Raw genomic sequence first — 12,337 nt, 5'->3', positions numbered from 1 at the left:
TATATCATTACCATCAATTATATCATTGCCATCAATGATGATATTTTACGACACAACGGGATAAATTTCCCCAAAAATTCTAAAAAATTTTTGTGCAAATTTTTAAAAAGCTTGCGTCTGAGCGCTTTTTATGGTCTTGCAAAGAACTGAAAAGCAAAAATACATAAAGGTCCTTTTTTACTTAAGCTTTTCTCTTTGCAAAAAGCAGGAGAAAGCCCATAAAGAGCACACAGGACCATGAGAGAGCCGCAAGGTTAATCAAAGGGATTTTAGCCCGAAAATAACAAAAGAGCTTGACTGTTAAAGGCAGCAAAGAAAAGCGCCATAAAAACAACAAGAGAGTTCTTTTTGCAAGAATAGAATTGGATAGAAACGATGAAAATTAATGGCAATGAAATTCGCCCTGGTAATGTGATCGAACATCAAGGAAGCTTATGGGTTGCTGTTAAATGTAACGCTGTAAAACCAGGAAAAGGTGGTGCATTTAACCAAGTTGAAATGAAAAATTTGATTGATGGTACAAAACTTAATGAACGCTTTCGTGCTGCTGAGACAGTTGAACGCGTGCGCCTTGAACAAAAGGATTTCACATTTCTTTATCAACAAGGGGATGCTTTGGTCTTTATGGATTCAGAATCTTATGAACAACTTGAACTTCAAAAGGATTTTGTTGGTGAACGTGCTGCGTTTCTCCAAGATGGGATGACTGTTACAGTTGAACTTTATCAAGAAAAGCCTATCGGCATCTCACTTCCTGATCAGGTTGCTGTCACGATTGCTGAAGCCGATCCTGCACTTAAAGGACAAACAGTTACCTCCTCTTATAAACCCGCCATTCTTGAAAACGGGATTCGTATTCTTGTTCCCCCCTTTATGAATGCTGGTGAACGTATCATTGTAGACACCAATGAGTTGATTTATTTGCGTCGCGCAAATGAAAAAGATAAATAAAGGAATAAAAAATGGCCCATTCTGCAGTCATGAATGTCATGGTGCAAGCTGCAATGAAAGCAGGACGCTCGTTGGTACGTGATTACGGTGAAGTGCAAAATTTGCAAGTGTCTTTGAAAGGACCAGCAGATTATGTCAGCCAAGCAGATCGCAAAGCGGAAAAAATTATTTTCAATGAACTAAGCAAGGCGCGCCCCAAATTTGGTTTTCTGATGGAAGAGTCAGAAGAAATCATTGGAGAAGATTCACAACACCGTTTTATTGTTGACCCTTTAGATGGCACCACAAATTTTCTCCATGGCATTCCTTTTTTTGCTGTTTCCATTGCTTTAGAAAGCCAAGGAAAAATCGTTGCTGGTGTCATTTACAATCCCGTGAATGATGAACTCTTCACAGCAGAACGTGGGTGTGGTGCTTTTTTTAACGACCGGCGCTGTCGCGTTTCTGCTCGACGCAGACTAGAAGATTGTGTCATTGCCACAGGCATGCCTCATTTTGGTCGCCCAAATCATGGAACCTACCTTATTGAATTACGTAATGTGATGGCAGAGGTTGCCGGACTTCGCCGTTTTGGTGCAGCTTCTCTTGATTTAGCTTATGTTGCTTCTGGCCGAACCGATGGCTTTTGGGAAGATAACTTGCAAATTTGGGATATGGCTGCTGGAATACTGATGGTTCGTGAAGCCGGTGGTTTTGTCACCGATAAAGAAGGCGGCAACAATATATTTCGCAAAAAAAATATCATTGCCGGCAATGAACACATTCGCCTAAAATTAGAAAAAACCCTCAAAAAAGGCATTTAAACCTCAGAAAAGATCTAGCAGATTACGTCAGCCAAGCAGATCGCAAAGCGGAAAAAATTATTTTCAATGAATTAAGCAAAGCGCGCCTCAAATTTGGTTTTCTGATGGAAGAGTCAGAAGAAATCATTGGCGAAGATTCACAACACCGTTTTATTGTTGACCCTTTGAGATGGCACCACAAATTTTCTCCATGGCATTCCCTTTTTTGCTGTTTCCATTGCCTTAGAAAGCCAAGGGAAAATCGTTGCTGGTGTCATTTACAATCCCGTGAATGATGAACTCTTCACCGCAGAACGCGGGTATGGTGCTTTTTTCAATAACCGACGCTGTCGCGTTTCTGCTCGACGCAGACTGGAAGATTGTGTCATTGCCACGGGAATGCCTCATTTTGGTCGCCCAAATCATGGAACCTATCTTATTGAATTACGCAATATAATGATGGAAGTTACTGGATTGCGCCGTTTTGGCGCTGCTCTTGAGTTTATCTTATGTCGCCGCAGAAAAAACCGATGGTTTTTGGGGAGATAACCTGCACATTTTTGATAAAACTACCAGCATACTGATGCTTCGCGAAGCCGGTGGTTTTGTCACCGATAAAGAAGGCGGTAGCGATATATTCCGCAAAAAAAATATCATTGCCGGCAATGAACACATTCGCATCAAACTATAAAAAAAACTTCAAAAAAGCATTTAATTCTTACAGTTTTTTACAAAACCCTTAGAACCTTAAACAAACACATGAAGAAAGAGTTTTTAATTTTCTTTCAAATAACGATAGGAAATAACTGATTAGATAGTGACAAAAAACATCACCACGAACAAAAAATGTACTTGCTATAAGCCCCCACAAAAGCAATCCCCAATAGCTTACCTTATTGACGTTTCTGTTATTCAAATTCCCCTGCAAACAAGCTGCAAAAGGCAATAAACACAAATCCCATCATAACCAAACGCCACAAGAAACAATTATCGCACCTGAGGCAAAAACCTCTCCTACTTCTCTTGAGAGATCACTCTTACACTGCGCGCAAAAACTTGACTCTAGAAGAGCCCACTCTCTCCTTTTTGGTAAGAGCTGCGGCATATACCTCTATTCTCTTTTCACAAAAATACGCAATTATGCCAATTTCCATTAATATATTAATTCATACAATTGTTATCAGCTTCTCCTTCTTTTCAGCATTATTCTAAAGTATGTATCAAATAGGCATGGGATTTATAAAAATGCACATTTTTGTTCTCGAGAATTGCTTCTTGAAATTCGCTCACGAACTGTTCTTGATCTTTTTTGATAGCCTCTTCCAGTGCATTTACCTTTTCATCACCAAAAATGATTTTTAATTTTTCTTTTGAATTTCCTATTTTGACAAGCATTTTCCAAAAGATCCATTGATTATCACATTTCTTACTTGACCACTTCATCCATTCTATGACTCCTAATTTATAGGCTTTTTCATATGTTGGAGTCTCTTTAGCAATACGCAACCCCTTTTTCTTTTCTTTATCTTTCTCTCTACAAACATCAATGTCATTTCTAACCGTGGAGTAACGACAATCCTTATCAAAGGCCATATATCCTTCTTTTACCGTATCAATAAGCTGCTTATAGTAAATAAAAGTTTTTCTTGCCGCTTTATAAGCACTGGAAATATCATACAATAATGCTAGAAGCTCTCTTTTACAAATGCATAGTAATTCAGCATCTCTAGGCAGACTAAGATACCAACAAGACAGTATCTCTTCTAGCGTTTCATATTCTGTATATTTAGGTATATCTTCATAATAAATTTCCAAAGACTTTAACTCTTCATAGTATCCTGAAGCCTTGTCTTGTAGTTGCTGTTCATATTCAGCCGTAATCATATCATCAATCATATATAACCACCAATGAAACAACAGCATTGTAGGCTTATAGCGCTTTTTTTTCGTCAAAGGGTCCACAAACTTTCGTAATGTGACACCATTCTGTCTCATGAATCGCACAACTTTAGGATAAGTTTCTTTAAAAATTGGACGCATCATTAATTCATTTATTTTTTTGATATGTTCATCAGTCAGTTCTTTTGTCAGCGCCTTTTCATACAAAAACCACGCTTCTCCATATCCTTGCATACAAATATCTTTTACCATCAAAGGCCATTGTCCGCTCGATTCAGAAGATAGCCAATGTTCAGGATTTTTTATCTCCAGTAAATCTCTTTCCCAATGCTTTGCTTCTTCATCCCATTGTTTAATCCATTTTGGCGATATTTTTTGAGTTTTTTTAACAAGCCTTTGTTCCCATTGTGCAATAATATCGTGGTATATCGCGCACTCTCGATCTTTTAGCTGCAGTAATTTCTCATATTGCTCAAGTTGTTCACTTAATTGCTTTTTCTGATAATTTGCTAACCAAAGACTATAGATTATGCTCCCTATTATAACTATTCCTACTATAACTATGAAAGTATCGTGATCACTCATTCTTGCTTTCTTCTATCCTCACCAACATTTAACGCAGCTCTTTTATCGACTTCTCGATATTGCATCATTATGTGTATATCTGATTTGAAAATCACTACATATTCTATTTTAATAAAAACAATACACAAAATATAGATGTTTTTATTGGTAAAATAAAACAATTTGTATTTAATTGTACTGCTCTAATGATTTATGCACTTTTAAGAAGAGCTTTATAATTCTTAAAATGCACTCCCACAATATTGGTTCAAAGTACTCAAAAGCCTAACACAGCAAAACATGGCTGCGTGCTCACCTTGTTTTATAAAATTGATAAAAAGCGTCTTTTTACTCATTTATCGGCTCTTTTTTAGTAAAGCGACATCATCATACACTTTCCTAATCCCCTCAATATTACTACAGCCCCTAAAACTTGAGACGATTCATAAAGAGGACTTATTCTTTCTAAAGTGTTTTATTCACGCGAGCTCTCTCTGCTTGCCACATACAAGAGACATGGTTTTGATTGATTTAATATAACTACATTTGGCATGAGAAAATCCTATGTTTTTCATGATCTTTCATGAAAAACAATGAATTATCCTTATAAATCAACGTGACAGTGCTGTTATGAAGAGAACTCCTTGCTCATCTTAATAGTCCATAGCGATTTAACTGGGTATTATTTTATATTCTGTACACAGAAGTGTCTTTATAAAAATACTTCATCTCAGGCAAAAAAAGAACAGCCCGTTAAAAAAGAAAAACACCTCAATGCTTGCCTTTCTTTTTTCCATGAGAGTTTCAAATTGATAAGCCTGTCTGAAAAGAGTGCTGTTTATGCCCTTAAAAATACTGCTTTTGTATCAAGATCACTTACTCAGATGAAAATTGCAGTTGAGCCAAATGCGCATAAACATTATTTTTTATAATGAGTTGTGTGTTCCTTCTTCCACAAGGGCGCCTTTATCCATCACAAGAATGCGATCTGCTTTTAAAATTGTTGCCAAACGATGTGCAATGACTAGGATTTAGGATTTTGCATCAATCCTTCTAAGGTATCTTGCACTAACTTTTCACTGTTTGCATCTAAAGAAAATGTTGCTTCATCAAGCAGCAACATTTTGATTTATAATAATAATTCATTATTTTATAGGTTGAATGAGAATCCCGAATACCGTAAGATTCTCTCATTTCAAACCTGTTCCATGGTGAACCAACCAAAACCATGTCTTTTGCACGTACCAAGCGGAGAGAGCCCGCGTGAATAAAAAACTATTAAGAAAGAACTTAAAATGCCTATAATAAATTATCTCAAGTGCCAAGGGCTGTAGCAACATCCACGAGTTGGCAAATATAATGACGGTGCCAGCTTGCAACAAGAGGGCTGCATTTCTTAAAAAATGCGTTGTTTTTGCCCCCCAGAAAGCATAGTACCACGTTCTTCTACTTGCGTATCCAAGCCATCTGGTAAAGCTTGAATAAATTCAAATGCATTGGCAGCTTTAGAAGTGGCCAAAATTTCCTCTCCATGGGTATGTTCAGTTCCAAAAAAAGAAGAAAAGTTTACAATTATTTTATTTCAAGTCTTTATACTCTAGGGAAGAAAGGATTTATGCATATATTCAAAATGATTTTTGAATTTAAAAACGCAACCACAATGATTTATAAGTGTTTAAGACCCATCTGTTTATGTCGGATGCGTTTTTGAATTAATATTTAAAGTGCACTCTTTGATAGGATAAAAAACTCATCGTTTGCAATCGATTTGTTTAAAACCCTTGTTCCCCATAAAAAGGAGGCTTTTACATGCCAATATTACCAAAACGATTTTTGAATTTAGAAAGACGACCACCACGATCTACGAGTGTTTGGGAGCCACCTGTCCATGCCGGATGCGTTCTTGGATCAATATCTAGATTAAGAGTATCGCCTTCTTTTCCCCAAGTAGAGCGCGTCGTATATTGGGTTCCATCCGTCATAACAACGGTAATTTTATGATAGTTGGGGTGAATATTCGCTTTCATGCGTCAAACCTTTTGCGTTTATAGAATGAAATAGCACTTGCTTGTTTTTTTAAGTGCACTTCCTTTGTCTTTTTGATACATTGATTTAAAGTATTTATTCCTATAACTGAGCACGCATCAAAAAACAAGTGTTCAAGATACATCATTGTATCAAGTGTTACAAATCCAATACAGTGAGCAAAATTTTATGACATTACGTTCTCGTTCAGAAAAATCGACAAAGTCTTCCCCTAAAAAATCTTCATTCTCTTCGCTTGCAATTTTTGTTCCTTATCTTTTGCGCTATCGTTGGTTGTTTATCTTTGCTTTTCTAGCGTTATCTGTTGCTGCTCTAGTCACATTAGCTTTGCCTGTGGCTATCCGCCAAATGTTTGATCATGGGTTTTCTACTTCAAGCCATGGACATATCAATTTTTACTTTGGAATTTTGTTTATCTTAGCCTTGTTTCTCGCATTTGCTTCAGCAGCCCGTTATTACTGTGTTATCACCTTAGGAGAACGGATTGTTGCCGATTTACGGCGTGATGTGTTTGTCCATATTATGAAACTTTCTCCTGCTTTTTTTGATCGATCACATTCAGGAGAGATTGTTTCAAGGCTTCTAACAGATACCACACAAATAAAATTAGCTGTGGGCTCTACCGCCTCTACCGCATTGCGTCAGCTGATTATCGTGATCGGAGCCGTCGTAATGATGGTGATCACCAATGCTAAATTGTCTTTGTTGGTTTTAGCAGCTATTCCTGTTGTGGCCATTCCCTTGGTAGTCTTTGGACGTAAAGTTCGCTCTCGTACCCGCGCGGCGCAAGATCGTCTCGCAGATGCCAATGCTGTTGCTACAGAGCAGGTAAGTGCTATTCGCACTGTGCAAGCTTTTACCGCTGAAAAACGCGTTACAATACGTTTTTCACAATTGATAGAACGTGCTTTTCAAACAGCACGTGCTTCTGTAATCTTGCGCTCCTTTTTTACGGGGTTTGCAATTTTTTTGGTTTTTAGCAGTGTGGTTGCTGTTTTATGGATCGGATCGCGCGATGTTTTGAATGGAACGATGACAGGAGGGACATTAGGGCAATTTGTCCTTTATGCGGTTTTTGGAGCTTCTACTTTTGCGCAATTATCGGAATTGGGAGCAGAATTAATCCAAGCAGCAGGTGCTGCTGAGCGGCTTGCCGAATTGTTACAAGAACAACCTACTATTGTAGCACCTAAAAATCCTTTATCATTGGCGCAACCTGTTCGAGGTGAACTTGTTTTTGATCAAGTTGATTTTACCTATCCTTCTAGACCACAAGAGAAGGTTTTACGCTCGCTTTCATTTTCTGTAAAAGCAGGCGAAACGGTTGCTTTTGTTGGGGCTTCTGGAGCAGGAAAAAGCAGCATTTTTTCTTTGATCCTTCGTTTTTATGATCCGACAAATGGAACAATTCGGTTGGATGGCATGGAAATTAATCGCCTTTCTTTACAAGATTTACGCAGTGCAATTTCCTATGTTCCACAAGATGTTGCCATTTTTGATGGAACATTGCGTGATAATATTATTTTTGGAACTGAAAATACCCATGAAGAGGAAATCCTTGCTGCCGCTAAAGCGGCTAATGCACTTGAATTTATTCAAGCTTTACCAGATGGCTTGGATACGCAAGTAGGAGAACGCGGTACCATGCTTTCTGGGGGACAAAAACAACGCATTGGTATTGCGCGGGCAATTTTAAGAAATGCACCCCTGTTGCTGCTTGATGAAGCAACATCTGCTTTAGATGCAAACAGTGAAAAGTTGGTGCAAGACGCCTTAGAAGGGTTGATGCAAAACCGCACAACCTTGGTCATTGCACATCGTTTGGCAACAATTTTAAAAGCAGATCGCATTCTTGTGATGGATAAAGGCGCCCTTGTGGAAGAAGGAACCCATGCCGAACTTGTGGCAAAAAATGGCGTTTATGCTTACCTCGCAAAATTGCAATTTTCACCCGAATAAGTAATCTTGATACAAGAGCAATATCTTTAAGGGCATAAACAGCACTTTTTTCAGACAGGCTTATCAATTTAAATCTCTCATGGAAAAAAGAAAAGCAAGCATTGAGATGTTTTTCTTTTTTAACGGGCTGTTCTTTTTTCTGCGCAAGATGGAGTATTTTTATAAAGACACTTCTGTGTACAGAATATAAAATAATACCCAGTTAAATCTCTATGGGCTATTAAGATGTGCAAGGAGTTCTCTTCATAACAGCACTGTCACGTTGGTTTATAAGGACAATTCATTGTTTTTCATGAAAGATCATGAATACCATAGGATTTTCTCATGTCAAACCCTCATAGTGAGTCAAACAAAATCTCTTGGCTTGCTCATCACAAGCAGAGTTGGCGTGTGGAGTGAAACGGTACAAGAAAGGAATAAAATACCTCTCTTGCCCCTTTACGTTCTAAGGGCTGTCAAAACATTGGGGCGCTGACAAAAGAGTATACGCTGGCAAAGAGTATAATGGTGCTCGCTTGCTGAAACCCTTATGCGGCTCACTTGATAGGCTCTAGGGACACAAGCACTACCCTAAAGACTGACCACACTCTTTAAAAAAACTGAATATGAAAATTTTTTCATGCCCTCTCTCACCGCTCTAAACAATAGTGCTTACCGAAAATCATGACAAATTGTAATTCACAAATACGCTTCTCTCTATTGCAAGAATATCCTTTTATTCTCTTTCAAACACACGAACACTTTTTGAATATTGTTTGCAGATTCATATTATTGAAAAAGAGCAAAGACTTTTTTAGCACTTTTGGGCTTCTTATAACTTTGTGAGAGCACATGAGCAACAGCTTTTATAATAAACCGGCTTTTGGCAAAATTGTAAAATTTTATCAAATTTATTGTTTGTAAATATCACCACGATCACTGTTCTGCTCTTGCAGACACCGCAACCTCAAAACACCGTTCTCTTTGCTCATAAATTGTCTCTCCAGCCCTCTCTTTCAGGCATAGCCCATAAAAATAAGGATAGAGTACTTCGATTGAACACCGTCTTCTTACCCCCTCCAAGCCCCATATATTTTACAGCCCTCAACTTTATAGCACCCCCTATCATGCTTTAAGAAGGCACATTAACGATGATAAGAACATATACAAAGAGGATATATCTTTAGGGTCTTTATGTTTTAAAGCTTGCACGAAATCATAATTTTTTGTATAGCGAGCTAAGCGTATGCAGAACGGACACCCTAACCATTTCAAACCATTCAGCTGTTTCAGGAACAGATAAGCCAAGTTTTACGATTATATCTTCAACCACGAATTCACCGAAGTACGGAGGATTTTCATCATTTTTTAGCGCTCCCTCTTCAGTGATCCTCTCGATAATTAACTCATTCAGCATCTATACCAGCAAAGCGAAATATTACGTGCTAATTTTCCTTTACATTCATTAGCCAAGCCCCCTCAAAATGACCTTTTAGTGAATAGAGCTAAAAGGATAAGTCTTCAAAACCATTTGGTGAGATAGCTATATCAAGAGCACCTAAAATACGCCTTAGTTTCTAAGATAGGCAACTTCCCCCCTTTATCGTATCAGTCTTGTAGAACTTTAAACCCTTTATCTTCAAATCAAAAAATCATAATTGGATTATATTGCATAAAGATGCTTTTTCTCATTTTTCCATTTAACACACGATAAGTTACCATTTAGGCACGATGAGAAGCTTTCCCCTTATATCATGATTTCAGAACCGCATGAGAAGAATAAAAGATGATGTGGCTTAATAAGAGAGTTTGTTCATAAGCCGTTTTGCTGTCTTAAGGTTAAGGATGCCGTTAGGCGCACCGCCCTTGTAAAGGGTTGCCTTGAGGCTTAAGGACCCAAGGCTTGTTAGTCCCTTCATTAAAAGCGGGTTTGATGTTATGATTTTGGAGAGCGATTATTAAGAATTTGAGAGGCAGACAGCCTCTCATTTTTATTTGTATGCAAACGAATTGCACTCTATTTATTCAGGGAGAATAAGAACATACCCAGGAGGTGCTAAACGGAACAAGAGAGCGTCGTAACCCCACATAGCATACATGCAGCAAATAGAAAAAACGCCTTCACCAATTGCTAAGATTAATGTGAGCGATATACCGGCTTCATCTGCTGTTGCTTCGCGGCGTTGTAAGTAGTATCCGACAAAAAAGAAAAAGCACGCTAATCCACTCGCACCCGAAAAGAAGCTTAGTATGGCATGAACCGGTCCACGTATGTTGAACAGGATAAGAAAAATTGTGAAAGTAAATACTGCAAAGATCCCTTCGAATACCCCACGCACCATATTGCACAATTTTCGCATCATAATTGCAGAAAAGCTCTGTTCTGCGTATCGATTTTTTCTTTTGATGCTTGTATTCTTAGAAGATATACTGTTATTTTTAGAAGATATACCGTCCACAACTCCCCCGTTTTAAGCCAAGATGCTATGAAGTTAGACATTTGTAATTATATCATCAAAAAATACAAGAAAAATTTATCCATTTTAACGAAAAAATAGGTGTTTTATTGAGGTGCAAATCTATTTTCTTTCGCAAGAGTTATTCAATTCGTTCGCCAATAGAAAAACTACCCCCATTGAAGAGGAAGCTATCCTGACGCAGAAAAGCTTCATAAGCTGTATTCCAATCCGCTCAGAAATCGCAACTCTCTAATCTACCCGCTTAATCCACCTTTGAAACTGCAATCAAATAAATTCTGCTGATGACAAGTAATGATAACATGAAAAAGAAAAAATATCATAATATCAAACTCTTCAATACAGTATGAGCTTTATGATTTTCACTCAAAAAGCAAGTGCCCACCCATGAACGACACCATACTAAAGTGCTGTGCACTCACAAATTTCCTAGCATTATCTCCCCTTCTCGAAATTGCACCTCTCCCGCAATCTTATCTCTCGATAGCACCCATTAAAGACTTTTAAAAGGTCCAAGGAAAAAACTCTCTGAGAAAGCTTTCAAGCCTAAAATGCCCCCGCCATTCTTATCATGATGAGGGCACCTAAAATCACGCAGAAATATGAAAAATCTCTCCGCATTTAAGAACAGAGCTTGTGCTTCAATCGCACGCTTTTTCTTGTTCTTTTGTCCATTGTCCCAAAGCCGCAAGATGGTTCATCCGAGCGCGATGACGAAATGCCTTCTGTGCAACAGCAATATTTTCATCTTTTCCTGCCCATGCTTTTAAGGCAGCTGCTTGCAATGCGCGTCCATAGGAAAAGGTCAATTTCCAAGGCAATACGCCCAAAGAATTCATAGCAGATAAATGCGCCGTTGCTTCCTGATCAGACTGCCCTCCAGAAAGAAAAGCAATTCCGGGAACAGCGGCAGGAACAGTCTGTTTAAGCACTTGGACGGTCTTTTCAGCAACTTCTTCAACAGAAGCCTTGCGAGCATCCTTTCCATCAATCACCATATTGGGCTTTAAAATCATCCCCTCCAAAAGAACACGAGCTTCAAACAATTCTTTAAAGACAGCTTGCAAAACAGTGCGTGTCACCTCAAAGCAGCGTGTGATTGAATGCCCACACGATGATCCATCCATCAACACTTCCGGCTCAACAATGGGCACAATATTGAACTCCTGACATAAGGCAGCATAGCGTGCAAGAGCTTGTGCATTTTGTCTTATGGCGCCTCTTGTTGGCAAAGTGTGTTCATCAATAGCAATTACCGCACGCCATTTAGCAAAACGTGCTCCCAAAGCATAATAATCTTTTAGCCGCTCACGAAGACCATCCAACCCTTCGGTAATTGTCTCTTGGGGAAAAGCCGCCAAGGGTTTTGCACCGGTATCAACTTTAATGCCTGGCAAAGCGCCTGAATCCCGAATAAGATCCGTCAACATTTTCCCAGTTGATGCTTTTTGCCGAATGGTTTCATCAAATAAAATAACCCCAGAGATGGCGTTTTCCATCGCTTCTTTTGTACTAAAAAGCATTTCACGATAAGCACGGCGCTTATCTTCATTGGATTCAACACCAATGCTTTCAAAACGCTTTCCAATGGTCGCCGTACTTTCATCTGCCGCCAAAATACCTTTACCCGCATGCACCAAAGCAAGTGCAATATCTTCAAGCCGTTCATTCATAAAAAAA

Annotated in this window: 8 protein-coding genes and 2 pseudogenes; 4 read left to right on the top strand and 6 right to left on the bottom strand. The window is 38.6% G+C overall.

The annotated features are described in order from the left end of the window. Nucleotides 1–375 precede the first annotated feature (375 nt). From efp to ACFIM6_RS04010, 3 genes and pseudogenes are all read left to right on the top strand, one after another. Nucleotides 376–951 carry an elongation factor P gene (gene efp / locus ACFIM6_RS04020; protein WP_375611746.1) on the top strand — a complete coding sequence of 192 codons (576 nt, stop codon included), beginning with the start codon at nucleotides 376–378 and terminating at the stop codon, nucleotides 949–951. Between the two features lie 11 nt (nucleotides 952–962). Continuing rightward, nucleotides 963–1,754: an inositol monophosphatase family protein gene (locus tag ACFIM6_RS04015; RefSeq protein WP_375611745.1), complete on the top strand. Its 792-nt coding sequence runs from the start codon at nucleotides 963–965 to the stop codon at nucleotides 1,752–1,754. A gap of 8 nt (nucleotides 1,755–1,762) precedes the next feature. Beyond that, a pseudogene (locus tag ACFIM6_RS04010) lies at nucleotides 1,763–2,441 on the top strand (inositol monophosphatase family protein); the annotation flags it as partial. 495 nt (nucleotides 2,442–2,936) lie between these two features. Here the strand turns inward: ACFIM6_RS04010 and ACFIM6_RS04005 are convergent. The 4 genes and pseudogenes from ACFIM6_RS04005 to rpmE form a co-directional block, all read right to left on the bottom strand. Next, nucleotides 2,937–4,217 (bottom strand): hypothetical protein, encoded by a 1,281-nt coding sequence (locus tag ACFIM6_RS04005; protein WP_375611744.1) that lies wholly within the window; start codon nucleotides 4,215–4,217, stop codon nucleotides 2,937–2,939. Between the two features lie 855 nt (nucleotides 4,218–5,072). Next, nucleotides 5,073–5,319 (bottom strand): annotated as a pseudogene (locus tag ACFIM6_RS04000) (ABC transporter); the annotation flags it as partial. Nucleotides 5,320–5,592: 273 nt separating this feature from the next. After that, the gene (locus ACFIM6_RS03995; protein WP_375611743.1) at nucleotides 5,593–5,715 is read right to left on the bottom strand and encodes a hypothetical protein; all 123 of its coding nucleotides are present in this window, start codon (nucleotides 5,713–5,715) and stop codon (nucleotides 5,593–5,595) included. A 286-nt stretch (nucleotides 5,716–6,001) separates the two neighbouring features. Continuing rightward, nucleotides 6,002–6,223, bottom strand: a complete 222-nt coding sequence (gene rpmE, locus ACFIM6_RS03990; RefSeq protein WP_005774581.1) for a 50S ribosomal protein L31 — start codon at nucleotides 6,221–6,223, stop codon at nucleotides 6,002–6,004. A gap of 187 nt (nucleotides 6,224–6,410) precedes the next feature. On the opposite strand from rpmE, the gene ACFIM6_RS03985 reads away from it, so the two are divergent. Beyond that, a complete protein-coding gene (locus ACFIM6_RS03985) occupies nucleotides 6,411–8,201 on the top strand; it encodes an ABC transporter transmembrane domain-containing protein (RefSeq protein WP_375611742.1) in 1,791 nt (596 codons plus the stop codon). A gap of 2,000 nt (nucleotides 8,202–10,201) precedes the next feature. Here the strand turns inward: ACFIM6_RS03985 and ACFIM6_RS03980 are convergent. Next, the gene (locus tag ACFIM6_RS03980) at nucleotides 10,202–10,639 is read right to left on the bottom strand and encodes a hypothetical protein (protein WP_375611741.1); all 438 of its coding nucleotides are present in this window, start codon (nucleotides 10,637–10,639) and stop codon (nucleotides 10,202–10,204) included. 659 nt (nucleotides 10,640–11,298) lie between these two features. Next, on the bottom strand, nucleotides 11,299–12,330 hold the full coding sequence (locus ACFIM6_RS03975; protein WP_375611740.1) for a class I fructose-bisphosphate aldolase: 1,032 nt from the start codon (nucleotides 12,328–12,330) through the stop codon (nucleotides 11,299–11,301). Between the last annotated feature and the right edge of the window lie 7 nt (nucleotides 12,331–12,337).

The sequence above is a fragment of the Bartonella sp. AA9NXGY genome (assembly GCF_042196845.1).
GTDB lineage: Bacteria > Pseudomonadota > Alphaproteobacteria > Rhizobiales > Rhizobiaceae > Bartonella.
The sequence above is the reverse complement of the archived record's forward strand: the minus strand, read 5'-3'. Positions and strand labels throughout refer to the sequence as shown.